This is a genomic window from Neisseria sp. 27098_8_112 (assembly GCF_041433235.1).
Lineage (GTDB): Bacteria > Pseudomonadota > Gammaproteobacteria > Burkholderiales > Neisseriaceae > Neisseria.
Window position 1 is genome coordinate 121,081 of sequence record NZ_JAPWBB010000006.1, and the last position, 23,851, is coordinate 144,931.

The window sequence follows — 23,851 nt, forward strand, 5'->3', positions numbered from 1 at the left end:
TGTCCCCTAAATGTAATGTTCGTAAAGTGAATGTTTTCAGACGGCCTTAGCCGTGTTCTTTGCACACCAGGTCTTCAGGTGCGGATGTAATGGCGAAAATGCCCCGGATGGCGGCTTCTTTGACGGTTTCGGTGAAGTCGGAGAGGTTTTCGGCTTGTGATGAGTATTGGATGGCTTTAATCATCATCGGGGCGTTGAGGCCGGTCAGGATGGCGGATTTGTTTTCGCGCACCAGTCGGCGTGCGGCGTTGCACGGGGTTGCGCCGAAGATGTCGGTCATGATCAGCACGCCGCGGTTGTTGGGAAATTCCTGCAATGCGGCGATGGCGTTGTTGATGATGTCGTTTTGATCCTCATCGGGCTGTACGCCAAGGATGTGGAGATTTTCGGGGAAGCCGTTGGGAAAGAAATGGTCGGCCAAACCGCGATAGGCTTCACCTATGGTTTCATGTGTAATGATTAACAAACCTATCATGATGTGTTCCTAGCATGGGGGTTGAGGCCGTCTGAAGATTTTTCAGACGGCCTTTGTTTTATTTATTGTTTAAGGCGTAGATTTCGCCGAGGTTGCGCCAACAGCCGGCGGCGTCCATACCGTAGCCGAAGACGTAGCGGTTGGGCACGTCCAAACCGACATAATCGGCTTTGGTTGGTTTTTCTTTGTCGATCAGTTTGTTGGCAAATACGGCCGCACGGCAGCTTGCTGCGCCCATTTCCAACAGTTTTTCCTGAATGGCGGCCATGGTGTGGCCTTCGTCCAGAATGTCGTCCAAAACGACTACATGACGGCCTTTGATTTGCTCGGGGTCGGGCATGCGTTTCCAGTTGAACGCGCCGCCTGCGAGCTTGTCGCCGTAGCGTGAAACGTGGACGTAGTCAAAGTCCAAAGGAAAGCGCAACAGCGGCAGCAGCTGCCCTGTAAACACCACCGCACCACCCATCACAGGCAGGAGCAGGGGGTATTTTTCGCCCAAGTCGCGGGTAATGTCGTCGGCAACTTTTTGCAAGGCCGCGCGGCATTGTTCTTGGTTAAACAGCAAGTCGGCATTGTCCAGCATGGCTTGGGTTTCAAGGCGTTTGGTTTCTAAGTCGGTCATGATAGGTCGTGTTGAGTGCGGTTAAAAACAAATTATATAGCGGATTCAATCAATTTTCGATACAAGGCGCGGCAATAGTGTGGTGAATGTGAAGGGAATTTAAGCAGATCATGTTCAGACGGCCTTTTGTCCTTCCGCTTCGTCCACCAGCAAAAATGCCGTCAAAGCCAAAGCGGTCAATACTGCCGTCAACACCATCGCCCGTCCGTAATTGTCCGCACCGGCGCGCCCGAGATAATCGTAAATCAAAGTGGTCAGCGTCTGCCATTCGGGGCGCGACAGGAACAATGTGGCCGCAAATTCGCCGATACACGTTGCCGAAGCCAAAGTCAGACCGCGCCGCAAAGCCGGTTTCAATAAAGGCGCGGTTACATAACAGGCCGTCTGAAAACCGTTTGCGCCCATAGTACGCGCCGCCGCCGCGTAATCTTTGGGCAAACCGTCCCACGCGGCCAATACATCTTTGGCCACAAACGGATACGCCAACAGCGCGTAAGTCGCCGTCAGCAGCCACAGCGAAGCCGTCCACTGCGGATAGAGCAGCAATACGCCGAACGCAATGCACACGGGCGACACCATAAACGGCAAAAACATCAGCGCGCGCAACCACGCCATTTGCCGTGCCGCCGCCGCATACAGTACGCCCAATACCGTCGCCGCCGCCACTGCTGCCGCAGAGAAACGGACGGTGTTCCACACAGCCGTCCAAGTCTGCGCTTCAAACAAAACCGACCACGAAGAGCCTGCCGATACCGCCTTGAGCCACACCGCCGCCAAAGGCAGCAGGCAGCACACTGCCAACATGGTCAATACCGTTGCCGTCAGCCATTTTTCCCAAGCCCATATCGGCGCACGCGGAGGCAAAGGCGAGACTGACTTATCCACAGTCACGCGCCTGCTCCAATACGCATACAAACCGCCTGCCGCCGCCGTAACCGCCAGCACCAGCCACACCAACACCGACGCACGCGCCATGTCCAACTCATACGCCACCAGCCGGTAGATTTCCACTTCCACCGTCGCAAAACGTTCGCCGCCGAGCAGCAAGGCCAGCCCGAAGCCTGAAAAACAATATAAAAACACCAGGCACGCGCCGCCGGCAACCCACGCGCGCACCACCGGCCATTCGACCCAGACAAACCGCCTCCACGCGTCCGCGCCCAAAGATTGTGCCGACAGCAACCGCGCCTGCGGCACACGCACAAATCCCTGATACGCCGAGCGCACCAAAACCGGTAGGTTGAAAAACACGTTGCCGTAAATCAGCAGCCACGGCGTGTCCTGCCAACCTGCCGCCAGCATGCCGTGTGCGCCAAATAAGGCCAGCACGCCCATGCCTGCCACCAAAGTCGGCATCACGAAAGGCAGCATCAGCAGGCGCAAAACCGTGCGCCGTCCGGCAAAGTCCATCCGCGCCAGCACCCACGCCGCAGGCACGCCCAAAGCCGTGACCAAGACGCAGGTCAAAACCGCCTGCGCTACCGTCCAGCCCAAGCGCAGGCGCATATAGTCATCAGCCACCACTTCCGCCCAAGCGCCTTCGCCGTCGTAAAACGCCAACGACAGCAAAGGCGCGGCCACCATAATCGCTAAGAAACCTAAAGGCAGAAGCAACAGCGCAAACCGCCGAATCCAAACCTGCATCGATGCGTACCCGAGAATAAAAATGCCTATTTTAGCCCGAGTTCGGCATAGAAGGTGGTATTCCTGCCCTTGTTTTCAGACGGCCTGTGTAGCTTTACGGATAAAACCGCCGTTTCTTCAAATTTTCCAAACATTTACGAAATCTCTTCAAAAAGGCAACATAATTGGTTGGGTATTTTTGATACAATCCGCCGCTTCAAAAAATCAAATAAATCAAAAACAAGGAAACATTATGACCACTACACGCCCCCAAACCTACGATACCGTCTCGCGCGCATTGCACTGGCTGACCGTACTCGGTTTCATCGGCATCCTCTCCACCATTACCGTTTGGACCGTCTACGATGGCGAAGAATGGGTCAAATCGCTCTTCGGCGTGCATAAATCCATCGGTTTCATCACGCTGCTGGTGATTGCCGTGCGCATTGTTTGGGCCTTGCTTAATGTATCCAAACGTCCTGCCGCCGACAGCTTTGCCGCCAAAGCAGGCCACCTTGCCCTTTACGTCCTCATGCTTGCCGTTCCCGTTATCGGCATGATCCGCCAATACGGCGGCGGCCGCGGCCCGTTGAAAGTATTCGGTGTCGAAGTGATGCAGGGTTCGCCAGAGAAAATCGAATGGATGTCCAACCTCGGCAATATGGCGCACGGCAAACTCGGCTGGCTGCTCTTCGCGCTTGTCGCCGGCCACATTGTCATGGTTGTCGTCCACCGCATTCAAGGCCACGACGTTTTGTACCGCATGATCGGCCACCGTTCTTAAGTGTAAAACGGTAAACAGCCAAGGCCGTCTGAAAACAGTTTGACCAAGCAGAAACTGTTTTCAGACGGCCTTTTTGTATTTGTGTTAATCTGCAAAAGTAGGGCAGGCATTTTGCCTGACGTTGTCTAAATACTGCAAACCGTACCGAGAAACACCATGACTGCTCCCATTCTCGCCATCACTTCCGGCGAACCGGCCGGCATCGGCCCCGACATCTGCCTTGATTTGGCTTTTGCCGATCTTCCTTGCCGTCCCGTTGTTTTGTGCGACAAAAACCTGTTGGCGCAAAGGGCTGAACAGCTCGGCAAGTCCGTCATCCTGCACGATTTTCAAGCCCAAGCGGCTGATCCGTTGCCCAAGGGCGAACTCGAAGTCCTGCATATTCCTCTAGATGCCGAGTGTCGGGCGGGCGAGCTCAATCCTGCCAATGCCGCGTATGTCCTCCGGCTGCTGGATACGGCGTATCAAGGCATTTCAGACGGCCTGTTTGCCGGTATGGTGACCGCGCCGCTGCACAAAGGCATCATCAACGATGCCCACGCAGGCAACGGCTTTTTCAGCGGCCATACCGAATACCTCGCCGAAAAAAGCCATACCGAACAAGTCGTCATGATGTTGACCGGCGGCGGCCTGCGTGTGGCATTGGTTACCACCCATCTGCCGCTGAAAGACATTTCCGCCGCCATCACGAAGCATTTAATCGAGTCGGTTGTCCGCATTCTTGAACACGACCTGCGCCATAAGTTTGGCATAGCCAAACCGGTCATCCTCGTTACCGGCCTCAATCCCCACGCGGGCGAAGGCGGCCATTTGGGACACGAAGAAATCGACACCATTATTCCGGCGCTTCATGCCCTGCAGGCCGAAGGCATAGACGCGCGCGGCCCTTATCCGGCCGATACTGTGTTCCAACCCTTCCTGCTCAAAGATGCCGACGCCGTCCTTGCCATGTATCACGATCAAGGACTGCCGGTGCTCAAATACGCCGGTTTCGGCGAAGGTGTGAATATCACCCTCGGCTTGCCCTTTATCCGCACCTCCGTCGACCATGGTACTGCCTTGAACTTGGCCGGTACGGGCAAAGCCGATTCCGGCAGTTTGATTACCGCTGTCCGCGCCGCGCTTGATATGGCGCACAATATGCAGCAGGCCGTCTGAAGCCCCATGTTTTGGGTTTCAGACGGCCTTTTGGTTTTTTGGTTTACCAAATTTCAGACAAAGTTTCTTTGACTTTGGCCTTCACTTCCGCACCAAAGCGGCGGCTGAGCATTTTGCTGAAATCGTCTTGCGGCGTGTAGTTGACTAGATCGGGAGCTTTGACGACATCGCGGGCGACGCTGTAAATGCTGCCGAAGTCGTCAATCAGGCCGACCTGTTTGGCTTCTTTGCCGGTGTAGATGCGGCCGCTGAAAACATCGGGATACTGTTTGTCTTTCAACCTTGCGCCGCGGCCGAGTTTAACGGCTTTGATAAATTCTTGGTGGATATCGCCCAACATGGTTTCCCAAATTTGGGTTTGTGCCGGTGTTTCAGGCGTGAAAGGGTCGCCCATGCCTTTGTTGCTGCCGGCGGTTTTCAGACGGCGTTTGACACCGGCTTTGTCCATCAGGCCGGTAAAGTCGAAACCGCCGCCGATCACGCCGATGCTGCCGACAATGCTGGAAGGGTCGGCGTAGATTTTGTCGGCTGCGGCGGCAATGTAGTAGCATCCGGAAGCGCACATGTCTTCGGCAACGAGGTAGACAGGGATGTCTTTGTGTTCGGCTTTGAGGCGGCGGATTTCGTTAAAGGCGGTGTTGGACACAACAGGCGAACCGCCGGGGCTGTTGGCGCGAATGATGATAGCTTTGGCGTTGCCGTTGTTGTAGGCGGCTTCCATACTGTCGCGCAGGATTTGGACTTGGTCGTCGATGTCGTTGCCGATTTCGCCGGTCAGGTCGATAACGGCGGTGTGTTCGCTGCGGGCTTGGATGCTCGTGGTTTTTCCTTCTTCTTCCGCAAGGCCGAAGATTAGGCTGAGGAAGATGAGGACGGCGACGCCGCGCCAGATATTGCGCCAAATGCGGGCGCGGCGCTGTTCTTGGTAGGCGGCGAGGAGGACTTCGCGCAGGGTGTTGCGCTCCCAGTTGTCGACGGGGGTGGAGGCTGAAGAGGGTGTGTTTTGGGCATCACCTTCACGGTGGATTCGGTATTGCATGATGTGATGTGCTTTCTTGTAGGCCGTCTGAATGTTCAGACGGCCTTATCGGTTTTAGTTGATGGAATAGCCGCGCAGGTATTGCGTACGTTCGCGGGTCATGCGGGTTTCACACTGCAGGCGCAGGTATTCTGCTTGTGCGGCGTTATCTGCGGACGCGGCTGCTTGTTGGCAGTTGAGTTTTTTGCTTTGAATCCAGGCGCGTTGTTCGCCGAGGATTTGTTGTTTGACATCGCTGTCTAAGCCGCCCCAGAGGTCGTTGATTTCGCCGTCCGCCTGACGGTTTTGTGCGCGCGCGTTGTCAAGTTCGCTTTGGCTGAGGCCTGGCGGCTCGTTGCGTTGGGTTTCATGGTCGGGGCGCAGGACTTCGTAATCTGAATCGTCGCCGTCATCGGTCAAACCGACGGCTTGGCTGGCGGCGTTGTTTTCAAGGATGTCTTGCGGATTGAGGGTGGGCGGCTCTTCCGTGTTTTGGTTTTGCAGCAGCTTGATGGCCTGCTCTTTGGATACAGGCTTGCCGTCTATCATAACAATGCTTTTCACGCCGTAGGGCAGCAGGGTGGCGGAAAGGGTTTGGGCGGTGGAACTCAGGGTATTGTCTTCGAAAACCGGTTTGCCGTCTTTGTCGGGGGTATAGAGCAGGGTGGTGCTGAACGTGTTGTTTTCAAAGGTCAGGTTGCTGCCCATCAGTTTTTGTTCGAGCATGTCGGACAACGGGGTACTGCCGTAAATCAGTGGGCTGTTGTCTATGGCCGTCTTGAGGATGGTGTCGGGAATGCGGATTTTGAGGTTGGCACGGCAGATGGCTTTGCCGTCGTCTTCGGTTTCTTTGGGGTCTTCAAGCAGGGTTTCTAATTCGAGGCCGGCGGCGATGATTTTGTCGGCATCGACGAATTGGCGGTTGTCATTGCGGGCAAAGGAGCGCGCTTGTTGTTTGAGGGTGTCTTCGATGGTGGTACGGATGTTTTGCAGTGTGGCCGGTTGGGCGCAATCAAGCGCGGCTTTCGGCTCTTCTTTGCTGCATGCGGCAAGAAGAATCGTGCTTAAAATCAATACGGAAGCGGTTTTTTTGTACATGGGTACTCCTGAAGATGACGGCCTTTCAGATGGCCTGACGTGCTTATCATAACAAAAGCACTTGCAGCAAGTAAATGCGGCAAGTGCTTTTCTATGTCGGACGTATCAGCCTTTGATGACGCTGATGAAGCCGGAGAGGATGGCGGCGTTGAGCAAGTCAACGAAGAACGCACCCACCATAGGCACAATCAAGAAGGCTTTGTGAGACGGGCCAAAAGTTTGGGTAATGGACTGCATGTTGGCAACGGCGGTCGGGGTAGCACCCAAACCGAAGCCGCAGTGACCGGCCGCCAATACGGCAGAGTCATAATCGCGACCCATGAAGACATAGGTAACGAAGGTTGCGTACAGAATCATCACGACGGTTTGTACGGCCAAGATGATGGTCACAGGACCTGCCAGACCGGTCAATTCCCACAGTTTCAGGTTCAGAAGAGCCATAGACAGAAAGAGGGACAGGGAGGCGTTACCGAATACGTCGATGGCACGGTCAAACATATTGACTTTGAAAGCTGCGGTCAGGACGTTGCGGATGACCACGCCTGCAAACAGACACCATACGAATTTAGGCAAGTCGAAGAAGGCTTTGTCGTAGCCGTCGACAATTTCGGCAAAAGCCAAACATGCGGCAAACATCGCGAGCGTTTCGACAGCGGAGTCAGCCGTAATCAGGCGGGTGCGCTGTGCTTGTTCGAAGATGTCATCAGTAGCATCGTTGTCGTCGGATTTGGCAGTTTTGACGATAGGTTTACGGCCCATTTTGTTGATCAGACGGCGTGCAACAGGACCACCGATCAAACCGCCGAATACCAGGCCGAATGTTGCGGAAGCCATACCCAAGCCGGTTGCACCGGTCAGGCCGAATTTGCTTTCAAAGTCAGGACCCCATGCACCGGCGGTACCGTGACCGCCGGTCAGGGTAATCGAACCGGTAATCAGGCCAATCAGCGGATCCAAGCCCAATGCGCTCGCCAAGCCGACACCGACAAAGTTTTGGACGATGATGAATGCACCCACCACGGCGGTAAAGATAACCAAAGGCAAACCGCCCGCTTTCAAACGGGAGAAGTCGGCGCTCAAACCGATGGATGTAAAGAAAATAAGCATGAACGCATCTTGCAGCGGTTTTTCAAATTTGAAGCTGACGCCGTAGGCTTCGTGCAGGGCGAACAGGACGATAGCGGCAATCAAACCGCCGGCGACCGGCTCGGGAATATTGAAGTCTCTTAAGAATTTGATTTTTTGAACCAGAAATTTACCAACCAGCAACACGAGCGTGGCGGCAATCAGTGTGTAATAACTGTTGAATTCCCATTCCATGTTGTTTCACCTCCTAGAAATGTTTTTCCGAGTATCCGTTTCTTTCCGGATGCAGTGTGTTTCAACGCTTGGCGTTATCCGCCGGGCGCCATGGTATTGATGCGCGGACAAGGTGTTTTCAGAAAGAAATGAAAACGATGACGTGTCCGTGAAAAATAACTGGCAAATATTAGGGGAATAGTTAAAGATTGTCAAAAAATGCGAGTGTAAATCTTTTCAGACGGCCTTTTGTCTGATGGCATGATGCGCTTCGCGGCGCCATTGTTCTAATAGGGATGTTAATGATTCGGCCGAAGTGTGGCCGTTGCTGATGGCGGCCTGCAGCCAGTAGCAGGCAGTCGGAACATGACAGCCGACACCTTGCCCGTGATAGTAAAAACAGGCGAGGTGGTATTGGGCGGAAGGGTGGTTTTGTTCGGCAGCGATGGCGTACCAGTGTGCAGCCGCCCGAGAGTCTTGCACTGTACCGAGGCCGTAATGGTAGATGCGGCCTAAGGCTGCCGCCGCGTTTTTATGGTGGAACTCGGCCGCTTCCATGTAATTTTTGCGCGCGGTATTGTAGTCGGCAGGACGGCCGATGGCGTGGGCTTGTGCTTCTGCCAAACGGTAGATGGTTTCGGTTTGTTGCTGTTGCAGGGCGGCTGTTTTGATTTGTTCGTATTGTTGCGGATGGTACAGTGCGGCGTCGCTGATGAGTTTTTGTGCCGCGGAGGCAGAACCTAACGTGGCGGCACGGTGGTAGTAATCGTGCGCGATATGGTTGTCGGCTTTGATGCCGAGGCCGTAGCGGTAGAGGTCGCCCATGATTTTCAGGGCTTCGGGATGGTCTTTCTCGGCAGCAGCTTTGGCATAGCGCGCCGCTTGGAACGGATCGCGTTCGGAAAGTTCGCCGGTTAGGGCGTATTGGGCCAGCTTGGCCTGTGCTTCCGCTTGCTCCTTATCGGCGGCACGACGATACCATTCTAAGGCTTCGGGTTTGCGTTGGGCGGCAAGAAGGTCGGCCAGCAGGGTTTGTGCGGCGATGTGGCCGGCTTGCGCGGCTTGTTCGAGATAGTGTTCGGCTTGTGCGTGATTGGGGTTGACACCTGTACCGTAGAAGTAGATTTGACCGAGTTGCCAGCAGGCGGCAGTCACGCCGAGGGCGGCCGCTTTTTCGTATTGTTCGATGGCTGTTTCAACGTCGCCTTGGCGTTGATGATGGCGTGCCAGATGGTAATACGCAGGCGCCGCATATCGGGCGGCGGCAAGCTCTGCCCAGTAGAGGGATTGTGGGTTGTTACGTTGCGCGTGGTAACGCATGAGGATTAATTGGGCTTCGAGGTGACCCTGTTCACCCAGCCAGGCGTATTCGTTAAGAAGCTGTCCGGTCGGAGTGCCGTTGTGTTCGCGTTGTTGCAGCAGGATAAAGAGTGCCTTGGGGTGACGTTGGGCAGTGGCGGCTTCCAACCATGAAAGTGCCTGCTCCAGTTGGCCGTTTTGCAGCAGATGGTTGCCCAATGCGAAAGCAGCTTCCGCATAACCCTGCTCTGCCGCCTGTTGCAGCAGGGGCAGGGCTTGGGCAGTATTGGATTGTTCCAAAAGGGCGGCGGCTTGCCGGTAGAGGATATCAGGAGCGGCGGTCATGGTTTGCGGGCGGATATAAAGTGGAAGACGGATGCTGCGGCATATGGGCGGCGATACCGGTTGAGGGCTTTGTAAAAATTTTGCTCGGCATAGTTTTGTAGAGTGTATTGCCTTGCTGGCTTATCTTTTGGATGTTTGGCTTGTTATATTGTTTTGCCTGGGGATACATCCATATTTTGTGTGTTACAAAAGGCTCAGGTTGAGTCGGTATGCGCTCATGACAACTCGGTCATTATACTGTCTTTGTAATTTATTGTTAATGATAAATGCAGGTTTTTGTGTTTTATTTACATGGAAGTAGCCAAGGTATTGATTGTTTCAGGCCGTCTGAAATGTTTTTCAGACGGCCTGAACTTTTCCTTCACTAAGTCAGGTTGTCGGAGTGGAAGAGCTGGAATTTTTTTTGTTAGGAAAAAAGACCTGACTATAGAAGTTGCCGTTAATTTGGGTCACGTTGAGGTGGTACATACGGTAGGCATGGAACAGCTCTTTGTCAGGTGGTGTCGGATGATTCCAAAATTCTGCCAAGGTATTCTGGTCAGTAATGCCGGGAATATCATAATAGGCACGGCCGAGGACTTTGACAGGCATGTTGTGGATCAATCCGGACAGGCCGCTGGTGCTGTTGATGGTGACCATACCGAGACCGTGATGCAGGAAAACGGGTAGGGGGACATCATGGACATAAATCACACGGCCTTTGAGTTCGGGGTGTTCTTTGATAAAGCGTTTAATGTCGCGCCAGTAGTCGATAAAGCCGCGGTCCATCGGATGATGCTTGATGATGATGTTGGTATCAGCAGGCGCGTGCTCGGCAAATGAGCTCAAAACATGGAGCAGGAAGCTGCGGACGCTGGGAAAGTCGCAATGGATACGGACTTGGCTGTCGTTGAATACCTGCAGGGGAACAATAAAAAACTTGCCGTATTTGCCTGCTTCCACACGTTTGGCGATTTGGATGTCTTCAGTATAGTAGTTCAAACGCTTGAGGATGGAGAGCGACCACAGTTTGAGGTAATGGCCGGCATTGGGTACGCGGTGGTGGATGTAGTCGGGGTATTTGCGTGGATTGCGGAACAATTCGATATAGTAACGGATGGCGTTTTTTGCCATGGGCGTAAACCCGCCGCGTACCGGCGTTGGCGCTTCATATTCTTGCCGGGCCAGTTTGGGGAATTGTTCAAGAAAAAAGTCGGCACGGCGCGGCAGAGGGGAAAATGCGTTGACGCCGTCTTTTTCTAAGGTGATGTAGTAGGGGCGGAAATAGCCTTCTTAAAACGCCCAGAAACTGGCTTGGTTTTCGTTTGCAATGCGTTTTGCGATGACGTGATAAGGGCGTGTGTCGCCAAAGCAGACAACGGCCTAGATGTGATGTTGAACGATGTATTCTTGCAAAAACTCAGGAAAGGCATCGTAGTCATCGTTAAAAACAACGGTATGAGCTTGAGTGGGCGGATAAAAATAGTCGTCGCCTGCATTAAAGTTGAATTTATGTACGGTTTTGCCGTTTGCAGTCAGCCAGTCGGCAAGACGCAGAAAAAAATTGCCGACAGGACCTTGAAGTAGCAGTATATTTTCTGCGCTTTCGAGCAGGTTTTGCAGGTTGTTTTGGAGGACGGTCTGTTTCATGTCGCAATGTGGTTTTGTTTTTTATGTAATAGTTTTAGGTTGAACTTTCAAGCATACGCCAAGAGAATTAACGATGCAAAGGCAATGATGCCGCAACAGAGGCAAGTTCATGAAGTGTCGTTAATTTAGATGGTGTTTATTTGAAAGATCGATATAGTTGTTTGATTTTACATAATTTTTTAGCAAAGTACCCGCGATGTAATCCGTTGTTGTTTTTTTGCATATTTTTTTGTCGTATCAGGATTTGGGCAGCGGTTTCCGCATTGATGGCCTGATGGGTTTCGGGGTGGATGTAGTCGGGATAGTGGATGAGCGTGCCGGCAATCAGCTGCCAAAGTTCAAGTCTGCGACTGCGGCGCGGAATAGGGAGCAGATCTTGGGTAAGCCCCCAGCCTGCATAGAAAGGCAGGCCGTAGCAGCTGACTTTTTTGCCGCGCAACAAGGCTTCAAAACCGGTCAGCGAAGTCATGGTATGTATTTCGTCTGCGTATTGGAGACAGGTCAGGATATCTGCTTGTTCGGCGGTTTGGTCGGCATATTGTGCAGCATCTTCAAGGGAAATATGGCCGATGCGGTTACCGCTGACTACATCGGGATGCGGTTTGTAGATGATATAGGCATCGGGATTGCGTTCGCGTACGGTACGGAGCAGATCCAGATTGCGATAGATTTTGGGCGAACCGTAGCGGATAGACGCATCATCTTCAACCTGGCCGGGAACGAGGATTACGGTTTTGTCGATTGACGGGACAGTGAAGTCTAAGCTGCCGACGTTGTATTTACTGATGTGGTTTTCGGTCAGCATTTTTTGCAGCTTCAAGGCCGTCTGAAAGTCTTGATCGTCGAAGTTTTGGTTTTGCAGGATGTGTTCAAGACGTGATGGGGTTTCGGCATTGAAATAAGTGCCCATATCGTCGGTAACGAGCGACAGCGGCGGGACTAAATTAGAACCAAGCCCGACCGAGCGGATAAAGCCGTCTTCCATGCGCAGCAGGGGGATATGGTGTTGTTCGGCAAAACGGACGATGGCCTCTTTGCCGTTGCCCCAAGCAAGGATGCGTGCATCGTCGGACAGTTTGATCCCTGCCAGTTTTTGTGTGGAGGAGATAAATTTCAGACGGCAAGAGGGTACGTTAAAGAACGGTTTGGCAACCGCGCGTTTCCACAAAGACATACCGACGCAATACAACTCGCCACGCAATTTGTCGTTTTTGCGTTTGACCGTCGCCAGATAGTCGATGACATCAAAGAGGCTGCCTGCTTCGCCGGTATTGAGATTGAGGTAGCGGCTGTATTGCAGATAGGCTGCTGCGAAGAGCTGCAGCAAGTTGCGGGTGGCGCGACGTTGGGTTTGAACAAGGCTGTCGATTTTTGGGTGGCGGTCGTCGCTCACGCCCCATCCGGCATACCACGGCAGGCCGAAGGTGGTCAGCGGCTTGCCGCACAAAAGCGCCTCAAAACCCATTTGTGAGGTAACGCAATAAACTTTATCGACGTTTTGCAACAAAGAAATTGGATTGATGTCTTCTGCCAAAAGATGGACGCGGTGTTGCTGCGCCAGCTGGGTCAGATAGCCTTGTTTTTTGCCACACAAAACATCGGGATGGGTTTTTACCCAAACATCGGCTTGCGGGTTTTCATTTAAGGCCGTCTGAAACATCAGTTCAAACGTAGAGGCGTCTGAGCCGCCATATTGGATGGCCATATCGCCGAAGGTTTGGTCAATAATGAGGACAGTTTCCGGCTTGGATGGGGAACGTAAAGGATGATCGTCTGAAAGTTCGGGCGCGTGGTTGTATTTGGACAGGTGGTGTCGCAGGATGAAATCCATCGCCTGCTGCGCCTGAGCCAAGGTTTCAGACAGCATGGCATCGGCGGCAAGAATCAGTTGTTCCAAACGCGAGGGACGCGTGGTGTCATAGTAGATGCCGATATCGTCATAGACGATAGAGTAGGGGGGATAACCAGCGACTCCCAGTCCGAGCGATCGTAAAAAGCCGTCTTCCAAAGCAATAAAGGGAAGCTGGTGTTCGGCGGCAAAAGCACGCGCTTTGTGTGTCGTCGGGCGCAAACCCCAGCCGACAACAGCCTCTGCTCCTTTTCCATCTTTGCAGATATGAAACTCAGGTAATAGGGTGGAGAGATGGGGGATTTTGCGGATGCCGCGAGAGGGAATGTAGGCGTTTTTCACAATGCGTTTTCGTCGATTATTGTTATTAATGGATTGTAGGCCGTCTGAAAAGAGGAGCATTCTTTCAGACGGCCTGAATTATTTTTAAAACGTTACCGCTTCAGACAATACTTTGCCTGCCAAGTCTTTAGGCGACAGGTTCGGCTCGCCTTGTAGCGGCCAGTCGATGCCGACTGTCGGATCATTCCAAATCAGCGAGTGTTCGGCTTTGGGGTTGTAATAGTCTGTGCATTTATAGACGAACTCGGCTTCATCGCTCAGTACATAGAAGCCGTGAGCGAAACCTTCGGGTACCCACAGTTGGCGTTTGTTTTCTGCGGACAGAATCTCGCCTACCCATTTGCCGAAAGTGGGGGAGTCTTTACGCATGTCGACAGCTATATCGAATACTTCGCCGACAACCACGCGCACGAGTTTGCCTTGTGTGTTTTCGGTTTGATAGTGCAGGCCGCGCAATACGCCTTTGCTGGATTTGGAGTGGTTTTCCTGCACGAAGGTGCGGTCGCAGACTTGGGTTTTGAACCACTCGTCGCGGAAGGTTTCCATAAAAAAGCCGCGCGCATCGCCGAAGACTTGCGGCTCAAGCAGTTTTACGTCAGGAATGGCGGTATCAATGATGTTCATCGTTTTATCTTTCATCTAAAGGCCGTCTGAAAAGTTTCAGACGGCCTCAAACATTATTTTTTCAACAGGCGCAGCAAATATTGGCCGTATTGGTTTTTCGCCATCGGGCGCGCCAGCTCTTCCAGTTTTTCATCAGAAAGCCAACCGTTGCGCCAAGCGATTTCTTCCAGACAGGCGATTTGCAGGTCTTGGATGTTTTGCACGGTTTGGACGAATGAAGCGGCTTCGTGCAGGCTCTCGTGGGTGCCGGTGTCCAGCCATGCAAAACCGCGTCCCAAAAGTTGTACCGACAATGAACCGTCTTCCAAATACATTTGGTTGAGGTCGGAAATTTCCAATTCGCCGCGGGCGGACGGTTTGATTTGTTTGGCGAACTCGACGACGCGTTGATCGTAGAAGTACAAGCCGGTTACCGCCCAATCGGATTTTGGCTGTTGCGGTTTCTCTTCGATAGACAGGGCGTTGAAGTTTTCGTCAAATTCAACCACGCCGAAACGCTCGGGGTCTTTGACCTGATAACCGAATACGGTTGCGCCGTGGGTCTTGGCGGCGGCCTGTTTCAATGTTTGCGTAAACGATTGGCCGTAGAAAATATTGTCGCCCAAAACCAAGCAAACATTGTCGTTGCCGATAAATTCTTCGCCGATGATAAATGCCTGTGCCAAACCGTCCGGACTGGGTTGCACGGCATAACTGATGGAAATGCCGAAATCTCTGCCGTCGCCAAGCAGGCGTTTGAAAGAGGCGTTGTCTTCGGGCGTGGTAATCACCAAAATATCGCGGATTCCTGCCAGCATCAATACGGACAGGGGATAGTAAATCATGGGCTTGTCGTACACGGGCAGCAGTTGTTTGGATACGCCGCGCGTGATGGGGTAGAGGCGCGTGCCGCTGCCGCCAGCAAGGATGATGCCTTTCATGGGTTTTCTCCTGAGTAGTGTGTGTTTGTGTGATTTTCAGACGGCCTAATATGGGGACAGGCCGTCTGAAAACTTATTTTCCGGTGCCTAAACGCTCTAAACGGTAGCTGCCGTTCAATACGTTTTGCCACCAGGTTTTGTTGTCCAAATACCATTGCACTGTTTTGCGGATACCGGATTCGAATGTTTCCTGAGGTTTCCAACCCAGCTCCCTGCCGATTTTGGCAGCGTCGATGGCGTAGCGCACGTCATGGCCGGGGCGGTCTTGTACGAAAGTAATCAAATCTTCATAACGCGCCACACCCGCCGGTTTTTCAGGAACAAGCTCTTCCAGCAGGGTGCAGATGGTTTTGACGACTTCAATATTGGCTTTTTCATTGTGGCCACCGATATTGTAGGTCTCGCCGACAACACCTTCGGTAACAACCTGATACAGTGCGCGCGCGTGGTCTTCGACAAACAGCCAGTCACGGATTTGCATACCGTCGCCGTAAACGGGCAGTGGTTTGCCGTCGAGCGCGTTCAGAATCATTAAAGGAATGAGTTTTTCCGGAAAATGGTAGGGGCCATAGTTGTTGGAGCAGTTGGTTACGATGGTCGGCAAACCGTAAGTACGCAACCATGCGCGGACGAGGTGGTCGCTGGACGCTTTAGAGGCAGAGTAGGGGCTGGACGGCGCGTATGGCGTAGTTTCTGTAAACAAATCGTCTGTGCCGTGCAAATCGCCATAGACTTCATCGGTAGAAATATGGTGGAAACGGAAGGCTTCGCGTTTTTCAGACGGCATTTGTTGCCAGTAGGCGCGGGCCGCTTCAAGCAGATTGAATGTGCCGACGATATTGGTTTGGATAAATTCGCCTGCCGAATCGATAGAGCGGTCGACATGGCTTTCCGCAGCCAAGTGCATCACGGCATCTGGCTGGTGTTGTGCGAATACGCGGTCGAGTTCTGCACGGTCGCAAATATCTACTTGCTCAAAAGCATAGCGAGGATTATTGGCTACCTCAGTCAAAGATTCCAAATTGCCGGCATAAGTCAGCTTATCGACATTGACGACAGAGTCTTGGGTGTTTTGGATAATATGACGGACAGCGGCAGAACCGATAAAGCCCGCGCCACCGGTAACAAGGATTTTTTTCATAAATTTCAGAGGATAGCCAAAAAATATGAACGGATTATAGCAGACAGAATGTGTGTTTTTCAGATAAAGAGGCCGTCTGAAAACATCTCTTTCAGACGGCCTGTATCAGGTCAACTTAATTGTAGAAACTAGTAGCGTTGTTTACAGTATTTCCAAGAGAATACTGAAACATGAACATGCACAAAAACACCCGTCTCACCCCGCACCACCACCAAGCTATTTGGCTGGCCTACACGCAGGAAAAGGAAAGCGTCACCTCCCTGGCACGCCGCTACCAAGTCAGCCGCGTCACCATTTACCGCGCCCTTAAAGCCGCAAGAGGCAGACTGCTCAAACCCCAAACCAGTACCAACAACCGTTTCAAACAGGCAAAGTACGGAATGAAACGCCTGGCCAAGGTAGAACGCGGCATTCAGGAAAAACTCAAAAGGCAGGCCAAACGCTACAATAAATCCTACCCCGGAGAGCTGGTACATCTCGATACCAAACGGCTGCCGCTGCTCAAAGGGCAGAAAGCCACCGATAAGCGGGATTACCTGTTTGTCGCCATCGACGATTTCTCAAGGGAGCTATACGCCGCCATTTTGCCGGACAAAACCGCAGACAGTGCCGCCAAGTTTCTGACCGAACACCTGATTGATCCCTGTCCATACCTGATTGAGTGCGTTTACTCCGATAACGGTACGGAATATAAAGGCTCGGCCAACCATGCTTTCGGTGTAGCCTGTTATGAGAACGGGATTGGTCAAAAGTTTACCCGGGTTGCCCGTCCGCAGACCAACGGTAAGGCGGAACGGGTTATCCGCACCCTGATGGAGATGTGGCATGAGAAACAGTCGTTTGACAGTCCGGAACACCGGCGAAAGGAGTTGTGCCGCTTTGTTAATTTCTATAACACTGTGAAGCCGCACCGCAGTTTGAACGGCGATACGCCGTTTGAGGTCTTGCAGGCTTATTTTTCTCAACCTGTGGTGTAAACAACGCGGTTATTTTCTATACCTTAGCCACATCGCTCAACATCAGCGTGCAGCGCAGAAACTACCGCGGCCCCGACATCTTCAATATCCAGCGCCGCGACACCGAATACTTCACCCGCCTGGCGCTGTCGCACAGCCGCCTCTCCTGGAAAGGCTTCACCCCGCGCCTGAACTGGACCTGGTCGCACATCCGCAGCAACCATTTCTATTACCGCTATAACAACCACCGCGTGTTTTTGGATATATTCAAGCAGTTCTGATAAAAAAAGCAGCCTGCACTTTGTTGGTTACAGTAAAATCAACAGGGTTGCAGGTTGGAAATATTAAGCAGAAGCGGAAGATTTTGCCGAATTGAAAGCGTTGAAACGGTAATATAGGCTACCTGAAAATATAAACACAACATGAAAGGTTTATGATGGATAAAGGAATAAATAAGGATTTATTAGAAAAAACAGTTAATCTTCTTGAGATGAGAAAAGAAAGAGAATTGAGAGGCAATATTGAATATTATAAGATTCATTACACTCAGATTATATTGGATGAAATGTCCCAATCAGATGATTGTTGGCTATCAATCTGCCCATTCAATTATTATTACATAGGCGAATCTTTTGAGAAAAGATTAAACTTTTTAGAAAATAATTGGGATTCAGAAGTATTAGATGATATATTCCTAATGTCAATTAGATTCTTACGAGAAGCTGAATTGACAGTGAGGCGTCAGTACAAAGAAAAGATTTGGAACGATAGTACGCATGAAAGGATTTGGGGTTGGTTTAAATCATTAACAAATGATGACATTCCCTCCAACAACAGATCTCAATTAAATTACATACAAAGCGACTATTCGCTTATGCTGCTCAACGATTATTTAGGAAATAAATCATTTCAAGCATTCTTAAACTATGAAGAAAATATAAAAAAAATTGAACAACATTCTATTGTTTTAAAAGAAACATCAGATAACATACAGAAAAGTGCTGACGAGAAACTGGGAAAAGTCGAACAGTTAAGTAATACATTGAAAGATCTAAAGCAGGGCTTTAATTTTATTGCCTTATCTGATGGATTCAGCAGAATGCTTAATGAAAAGAAATCAAGTAAAATATCGATTTTATTGCTTTTATTTCTTATTGCAATAATTATTTCAGCAATCCCGGCATATAAATTTCTTTCTGATGGAGGTGCTAATTTAACTTGGCAGCAAATCGCAATAAGTGCAGGTTTGGAATTGGTCTTAATCTATTTCTTTCGCGTTGTCTTATTTCATTACCGTACTGTGCAAACCCAAATCATGCAGCTAGATTTGCGGTTGTCGCTTTGCCAATTTATCCAAAGCTATGCCGAATATGCCAAAGAAATCAAAACCAATGATAAAGATGCGCTAGATAAATTTGAAAATCTTATTTTTAGCAGCATCTTATCCAGCGATGAAAAAATCCCCAGCACATTTGACGGTTTGGAACAATTAAATAGTCTAATCAAACAGTTCAAACAATAATTTTCATATAACCTGCGCCCAAAAAGCAGCCTGCACCCATCCAAAGGACCCCCATGAATATCACCCAAATCCTCTCCCAAGAACTCTCCGCCACCGCCGCGCAAATCACTGCCGCCGTCGAGCTTTTGGACGACGGCGCGACCGTGCCGTTTATCGCCCGCTACCGCAAAGAAGCCACGGGTGGGCTGGACGATACGCAGTTGCGCCAGCTTGCCGAGCGGCTGCAATACCTGCGCGAGTTGGAAGAGCGCAAAGCCGTTGTTTTAAAAAGCATTGAAGAGCAAGGCAAACTTTCAGACGACCTCAAAGCGCAAATCGAAGCCGCCGACAATAAAACCGCGCTGGAAGACCTGTATTTGCCCTACAAACCCAAGCGCCGCACCAAAGCGCAAATCGCGCGCGAATACGGTTTGCAGCCGCTGGTGGACGTGTTGCTTGCCGAGCAGCTGCAGGACGTGGAAGCCGCCGCTCAAGGCTACCTGAACGAAAACGTCCCCGACACCAAAGCCGCATTGGACGGCGCGCGCGCGATTCTGATGGAGCAGTTTGCCGAAGATGCGGAACTCATCGGCACGTTGCGCGACAAGCTGTGGAACGAAGCCGAAATCCATGCGCAAGTCGTTGAAGGCAAAGAAACCGAAGGCGAAAAATTCAGCGATTATTTCGACCACCGCGAACCTGTCCGCGCCATGCCCAGCCACCGCGCGCTGGCGGTTTTGCGCGGCCGCAACGAAGGCGTGTTGAACATTGCGCTCAAATACCAGCCCGATGACACGCCGATTACGCAGCAAAGCGAATACGAGCAACTCATCGCCCGCCGTTTCAAGGTTTCAGACGACCATAAATGGCTGCGCGACACCGTGCGTCTGACTTGGCGCGCGAAAATCTTTTTGTCGTTGGAACTTGAAGCCCTAAATCGTTTGAAAGAAGCCGCCGACACCGACGCGATTACCGTGTTCGCCCGCAATCTCAAAGACTTGTTGCTCGCCGCGCCCGCCGGACGGCTGACCACGCTGGGTCTCGACCCCGGCTACCGCAACGGCGTGAAATGCGCCGTGGTGGACGACACGGGCAAGCTGCTGGATACCGTCATCGTCTATTTACATCAAGAAAACAATATGTTGGCAATACTGTCGCGCCTGATTAAGCAGCACGGCGTGAAGCTCATCGCCATCGGCAACGGCACCGCCAGCCGCGAAACCGACAAAATCGCGGGCGAACTGGTGCGCGGAATGCCGGAAATGGGGCTGCACAAAATCGTCGTGTCCGAAGCCGGCGCGTCGATTTATTCCGCATCCGAACTGGCGGCGCGCGAGTTTCCCGACTTAGATGTTTCCCTGCGCGGCGCAGTGTCCATCGCCCGCAGGCTGCAAGACCCGCTTGCCGAACTGGTCAAAATCGACCCCAAATCCATCGGCGTGGGGCAGTATCAGCACGACGTGAACCAAAGCCAGCTCGCCAAATCGCTGGACGCGGTGGTCGAAGACTGCGTGAACGCCGTCGGCGTGGACGTGAATACCGCCTCCGCCCCGCTCTTGGCGCGGATTTCCGGTTTGAATCAAACCCTTGCCCAAAACATCGTCGCCTACCGCGATGAAAACGGCGCGTTCGACAGCCGCAAAAAATTGCTGAAAGTGCCGCGTTTGGGCGAAAAAACCTTCGAGCAGGCGGCGGGCTTTTTGCGGATTAACGGCGGCAAAGAGCCGCTGGACGCGAGTGCCGTCCACCCCGAGGCCTATCCCGTCGTCGCCAAAATGCTGGCTCAACAAGGCATTACCGCCGCCGAACTCATAGGCAACCGCGAGCGCGTGAAGCAAATCAAAGCGTCCGACTTCACCGACGAACGCTTCGGCCTGCCGACCATTCTGGACATCCTGTCCGAGCTGGAAAAACCCGGCCGCGACCCGCGCGGCGAGTTTCAGACGGCTTCATTCGCCGAAGGCATCCACGAAATCAGCGACTTGCAAGTCGGCATGATACTCGAAGGCGTGGTTTCCAACGTCGCCAACTTCGGCGCGTTCGTGGACATCGGCGTCCATCAGGACGGTTTGGTGCACATCTCCGCCCTGTCCAATAAGTTCGTCCAAGACCCGCGCGAAGTGGTGAAAGCCGGAGATGTGGTGAAAGTGAAAGTGCTGGAAGTCGATGCTGCGCGTAAACGCATCGCGCTGACCATGTGTTTGGATGATGAACCAGGCAGTGCCGCCAAAAGCAACAGGCCGTCTGAAACCCGATATCAAGAACGCCGCGACCGAAAACCCCAACGTAACGAGCGAGCCCCAACCAATTCGGCGATGGCGGATGCGTTTGCGAAGTTGAAGCGTTAAGGTAGAAAACCAATTGAAGGCCGTCTGAAAAGTGATGTTCAGACGGCCTTTATCGTATGGGGCGAATGAGATAATTGGTGGAATGGATATAGTGCTGCGCCCGTTGCATTTTGTAGTAGCTATCTGCAAATAAGCGTATAGTTCCAAACATCACAAACCCATCATCACAACCCAAGGAGTTCAAACCATGAAACCTGTTTTGTTTGCCGCGCTGATTTCCTGTTTCTCCGTTGCTGCGTATGCGGCCTGTACCGACAGCCAGCAGCAGTGCGTGATTTATAAAAACGGCAATGTCGCGACAGAAGGCGGCTGTACGGTCAGTAAGTGCCAAAGTGCCGATGCGCAAGTGTTGAAATGGAAGTTGAAAAACGGCAAAGGCGTGACCGTTGAAATCGGAAAAAACGGTAAGGTTTTGGTGAACAAAAAACCGGGTGCGAAAGCGAACAACAGCAATGCGTCAGGCATGGGTTTGACATGCTATGCCGCTGATGCGGACAAACGCGAACAGTTCTGCTCGACCAATTATTGATTGGATTGTTGCTTTGATTAAAGGCCGTCTGAAAAGTATTTCAGACGGTCTTGATGTTTATCCTTCCGATATTTTTTCATTGAGAAAGTCGATAAAGCTGCGTACTTTCGCGCTGAGAAATGCCCGGTCGACATAGGTGGCGTTCAGTTGGTCTGCCCAGATGGTGTAATCGGGCAGGAGTTGGATCAATGTGCCGTCCTTCAATTCCTGCTGAACTGCCCAAAGGGGCTGATAGCCTATGCCTGCCCCTGATTTAATCAGCTCGCGGATCATCAGCGTATTGTCGCTGCGGATAACAGGGGAGAGGTGGAGAATGGCTTTTTCTCCGGTTTGGCGGTGGGTAATTTCCCAGTTTTGTTGACTGGTATAGGAAGGCAGGATAGCTTGGTGCTGCATGACGGCTTCGGGCGTATCGGGTGTGCCATGTCGGGCCAGATAGTCGGGAGCGGCAAGCAGGACGAACTCGATTTTGGCCAGCGGTTTGACGATCAGCGAAGGGGAGGGAGTTTTGGAAACGCGCAAGGCGAGGTCGAAACCTTCAGCGATGAGGTCGATATGGCGGTTGTCGAGGACGAGGTCGAGCGTGACGTTGGGGTAACGCTGGCGGTATTCTGTCAACCATGCGCTCATATTGCCGCCTGCAAACCACAGGGGCATGGTAACGCGCAACATACCTTGCGGCGTGTCTGCGCCGCCTGCCGCTTTTTGGGCGGCGGTGTCCAAGGTATCCAGCGCGTAGCTGCATTGGCGGTAGTATTCCTCGCCTGCTTCGGTCAGGTGGAGGTTGCGGCTGTTGCGGTGTAAGAGCTTGGCTTGAATGGTGTTTTCCAGATGGCTGACGTGTTTGCTGGCCATGGCGGTGGAGATGTTGAGCTGATCGGCAGCACGGGTAAAACTGCCGCTTTGTACAACTTGGCGGAAAACTTTTAGGCTGAATAGGGTATCCATGATTTCTTATTAGGAAACGTTGTATCAATAATTCGAGTATATATCTCTTACTGGGAATTATCTATACTGCACTTATTGAAATTGTTCCCTACCTCTTCTGGTAGCCATTAAAATAAGGATTATTAAGATGTCAGCCCTCAAATCATTCCAACCTGTTGTATTGTCCGTCTTGCGTATTGTTACGGCGTATCTGTTTTTGCTGCATGGCACGGCCAAGTTTTTCAGTTTTCCGATGTCTATGGGCGGCGCGCCTGAGGGCTTGATGCTGGTGGCTGGTATTTTGGAAATTGTCGGCGGTATCTTATTGATATTGGGTCTGTTCACCCGTCCGGCCGCGTTTGTTTTGTCCGGTCAGATGGCAGCCGCCTACTTTATGGCGCACGCGTCTTCTGGTAATGTTTTGTTTCCATTGGTCAACCAGGGTGAATCTGCCGTTTTGTTCTGCTTCGTGTTTTTGTACCTGGCAGTAGCCGGCGGTGGAGCGTGGGCTTTGGATAACGTTTTTGGTAAAGATAAAGATTAATTTAAGGAAAAGATCATGACTTATTCTGTTTTGCAACAAGCTGCTGAAACCCGTCGTTCTATCTATGCATTGAACAACACCCTGCCTCTGTCCAATGAGGAAGTAACCAAAATCATCGAACACGCCGTTTTGCATACGCCGTCTTCTTTTAATTCGCAATCTGCCCGAGTGGTCGTATTGTTTGGCGAAGAACATACCAAAGTGTGGTATTTTGTCGAAGAAGCTTTGCGTGCGGTTGTCCCTGCCGAGCAGTTTGAAGCCACTGCGCAAAAACTGAACTTGTTTAAAGCAGGCGCGGCGACGGTTTTGTTCTTTGAAGATCAAGATGTTGTCAAAGGCTTGCAAGAGCAGTTCCCATCTTATGCGGCCAACTTCCCGATCTGGGCGGATCAGGCAAATGCCATGGTTCAATATGCTGTTTGGACAACATTGGCGGCTGCCGGTATCGGTGCCAATCTGCAACACTACAATCCGTTGCCTAATGCGGCCATTGCCAAAGAATGGAACCTGCCGGAAAGCTGGTTGTTGCGTGCGCAAATGGTGATTGGCGGTATCGCGGCTTCAGCCGGTGAAAAAGCCTTCCAACCAATCGAAGACCGTCTGAAAGTATTTGGCGCATAAATGAAATGATGTTTTCAAAAAGGTCTCAGTTTTTGTAATTGTAATGCTTTTATTACAAATGATATATATAATTAGAAGTATATATGCGAATTGCGTTCTTATGGGCTATTTCTAGGGTAAAGAGTAAAGATTGAAGCCTGACCGGTGGCAGTTTGCGTATAAGATCTAAAACAGGGAAGGACTCATGTCCATTCTATTA

At 51.7% G+C, this 23,851-nt stretch carries 21 protein-coding genes and 1 pseudogene; 9 read left to right on the forward strand and 13 right to left on the reverse strand.

Annotated features, from left to right (window positions below; genetic code table 11):
- Nucleotides 1-46: 46 nt before the first annotated feature.
- The 3 genes from O3682_RS05640 to O3682_RS05650 all read right to left on the reverse strand — a co-directional run bounded on the left by O3682_RS05640 (nucleotide 47) and on the right by O3682_RS05650 (nucleotide 2,741).
- Nucleotides 47-475, reverse strand: a complete 429-nt coding sequence (locus tag O3682_RS05640; protein WP_049335776.1) for a PTS sugar transporter subunit IIA — start codon at nucleotides 473-475, stop codon at nucleotides 47-49.
- 58 nt (nucleotides 476-533) lie between these two features.
- Nucleotides 534-1,097 carry a hypoxanthine-guanine phosphoribosyltransferase gene (locus tag O3682_RS05645; protein ID WP_371508928.1) on the reverse strand — a complete coding sequence of 188 codons (564 nt, stop codon included), beginning with the start codon at nucleotides 1,095-1,097 and terminating at the stop codon, nucleotides 534-536.
- Nucleotides 1,098-1,211: 114 nt separating this feature from the next.
- Nucleotides 1,212-2,741, reverse strand: coding sequence for an ABC transporter permease (locus O3682_RS05650; protein ID WP_049335779.1), 1,530 nt, complete (start codon nucleotides 2,739-2,741; stop codon nucleotides 1,212-1,214).
- A gap of 232 nt (nucleotides 2,742-2,973) precedes the next feature.
- On the opposite strand from O3682_RS05650, the gene O3682_RS05655 reads away from it, so the two are divergent.
- Together O3682_RS05655 and pdxA are read left to right on the forward strand one after the other, a co-directional pair.
- Nucleotides 2,974-3,504 carry a cytochrome b gene (locus O3682_RS05655; RefSeq protein ID WP_371508930.1) on the forward strand — a complete coding sequence of 177 codons (531 nt, stop codon included), beginning with the start codon at nucleotides 2,974-2,976 and terminating at the stop codon, nucleotides 3,502-3,504.
- Between the two features lie 156 nt (nucleotides 3,505-3,660).
- The gene (gene pdxA / locus O3682_RS05660) at nucleotides 3,661-4,662 is read left to right on the forward strand and encodes a 4-hydroxythreonine-4-phosphate dehydrogenase PdxA (RefSeq protein ID WP_371508932.1); all 1,002 of its coding nucleotides are present in this window, start codon (nucleotides 3,661-3,663) and stop codon (nucleotides 4,660-4,662) included.
- Nucleotides 4,663-4,705: 43 nt separating this feature from the next.
- Here pdxA and O3682_RS05665 read toward each other — a convergent pair whose 3' ends face one another.
- The 9 genes and pseudogenes from O3682_RS05665 to rffG form a co-directional block, all read right to left on the reverse strand.
- Entirely contained in the window at nucleotides 4,706-5,701 is a 996-nt protein-coding gene (locus O3682_RS05665; RefSeq protein ID WP_371508933.1) for a S49 family peptidase, read from the reverse strand.
- 54 nt (nucleotides 5,702-5,755) lie between these two features.
- The gene (locus O3682_RS05670; protein WP_371508935.1) at nucleotides 5,756-6,778 is read right to left on the reverse strand and encodes a lysozyme inhibitor LprI family protein; all 1,023 of its coding nucleotides are present in this window, start codon (nucleotides 6,776-6,778) and stop codon (nucleotides 5,756-5,758) included.
- 105 nt (nucleotides 6,779-6,883) lie between these two features.
- On the reverse strand, nucleotides 6,884-8,098 hold the full coding sequence (gene gltS / locus O3682_RS05675; RefSeq protein ID WP_063068530.1) for a sodium/glutamate symporter: 1,215 nt from the start codon (nucleotides 8,096-8,098) through the stop codon (nucleotides 6,884-6,886).
- Nucleotides 8,099-8,314: 216 nt separating this feature from the next.
- On the reverse strand, nucleotides 8,315-9,721 hold the full coding sequence (locus O3682_RS05680; RefSeq protein ID WP_371508937.1) for an SEL1-like repeat protein: 1,407 nt from the start codon (nucleotides 9,719-9,721) through the stop codon (nucleotides 8,315-8,317).
- Between the two features lie 369 nt (nucleotides 9,722-10,090).
- Nucleotides 10,091-11,350, reverse strand: a pseudogene (locus O3682_RS05685) (capsule polysaccharide biogenesis protein).
- A 136-nt stretch (nucleotides 11,351-11,486) separates the two neighbouring features.
- Nucleotides 11,487-13,601, reverse strand: a complete 2,115-nt coding sequence (locus O3682_RS05690; RefSeq protein ID WP_371508938.1) for a capsule polysaccharide biogenesis protein — start codon at nucleotides 13,599-13,601, stop codon at nucleotides 11,487-11,489.
- A 24-nt stretch (nucleotides 13,602-13,625) separates the two neighbouring features.
- The gene (rfbC, locus tag O3682_RS05695; protein ID WP_371508954.1) at nucleotides 13,626-14,165 is read right to left on the reverse strand and encodes a dTDP-4-dehydrorhamnose 3,5-epimerase; all 540 of its coding nucleotides are present in this window, start codon (nucleotides 14,163-14,165) and stop codon (nucleotides 13,626-13,628) included.
- A gap of 53 nt (nucleotides 14,166-14,218) precedes the next feature.
- A complete protein-coding gene (gene rfbA, locus O3682_RS05700; RefSeq protein ID WP_371508940.1) occupies nucleotides 14,219-15,085 on the reverse strand; it encodes a glucose-1-phosphate thymidylyltransferase RfbA in 867 nt (288 codons plus the stop codon).
- 73 nt (nucleotides 15,086-15,158) lie between these two features.
- Nucleotides 15,159-16,226, reverse strand: a complete 1,068-nt coding sequence (gene rffG, locus O3682_RS05705) for a dTDP-glucose 4,6-dehydratase (RefSeq protein WP_371508941.1) — start codon at nucleotides 16,224-16,226, stop codon at nucleotides 15,159-15,161.
- Nucleotides 16,227-16,396: 170 nt separating this feature from the next.
- Between rffG and O3682_RS05710 the strand changes: the two genes are divergently transcribed.
- The 5 genes from O3682_RS05710 to O3682_RS05730 all read left to right on the forward strand — a co-directional run bounded on the left by O3682_RS05710 (nucleotide 16,397) and on the right by O3682_RS05730 (nucleotide 21,560).
- Nucleotides 16,397-17,203, forward strand: a complete 807-nt coding sequence (locus O3682_RS05710; RefSeq protein WP_371508943.1) for an integrase core domain-containing protein — start codon at nucleotides 16,397-16,399, stop codon at nucleotides 17,201-17,203.
- An 11-nt stretch (nucleotides 17,204-17,214) separates the two neighbouring features.
- Nucleotides 17,215-17,463: a surface lipoprotein assembly modifier gene (locus tag O3682_RS05715; protein WP_371508955.1), complete on the forward strand. Its 249-nt coding sequence runs from the start codon at nucleotides 17,215-17,217 to the stop codon at nucleotides 17,461-17,463.
- 152 nt (nucleotides 17,464-17,615) lie between these two features.
- The gene (locus O3682_RS05720) at nucleotides 17,616-18,704 is read left to right on the forward strand and encodes a hypothetical protein (protein ID WP_371508945.1); all 1,089 of its coding nucleotides are present in this window, start codon (nucleotides 17,616-17,618) and stop codon (nucleotides 18,702-18,704) included.
- Nucleotides 18,705-18,757: 53 nt separating this feature from the next.
- On the forward strand, nucleotides 18,758-21,031 hold the full coding sequence (locus O3682_RS05725; protein WP_371508946.1) for a Tex family protein: 2,274 nt from the start codon (nucleotides 18,758-18,760) through the stop codon (nucleotides 21,029-21,031).
- Between the two features lie 187 nt (nucleotides 21,032-21,218).
- Nucleotides 21,219-21,560 (forward strand): hypothetical protein, encoded by a 342-nt coding sequence (locus O3682_RS05730; protein ID WP_003683849.1) that lies wholly within the window; start codon nucleotides 21,219-21,221, stop codon nucleotides 21,558-21,560.
- Between the two features lie 57 nt (nucleotides 21,561-21,617).
- On the opposite strand, the gene O3682_RS05735 is transcribed toward O3682_RS05730, so the two are convergent.
- Nucleotides 21,618-22,508 (reverse strand): LysR family transcriptional regulator, encoded by an 891-nt coding sequence (locus O3682_RS05735; RefSeq protein ID WP_371508948.1) that lies wholly within the window; start codon nucleotides 22,506-22,508, stop codon nucleotides 21,618-21,620.
- A 127-nt stretch (nucleotides 22,509-22,635) separates the two neighbouring features.
- Here O3682_RS05735 and O3682_RS05740 point away from each other — a divergent pair, with 127 nt between their 5' ends.
- Together O3682_RS05740 and O3682_RS05745 are read left to right on the forward strand one after the other, a co-directional pair.
- A complete protein-coding gene (locus O3682_RS05740; RefSeq protein ID WP_222570710.1) occupies nucleotides 22,636-23,031 on the forward strand; it encodes a DoxX family protein in 396 nt (131 codons plus the stop codon).
- A gap of 15 nt (nucleotides 23,032-23,046) precedes the next feature.
- On the forward strand, nucleotides 23,047-23,652 hold the full coding sequence (locus O3682_RS05745; protein ID WP_371508949.1) for a nitroreductase family protein: 606 nt from the start codon (nucleotides 23,047-23,049) through the stop codon (nucleotides 23,650-23,652).
- Nucleotides 23,653-23,851 lie beyond the last annotated feature (199 nt).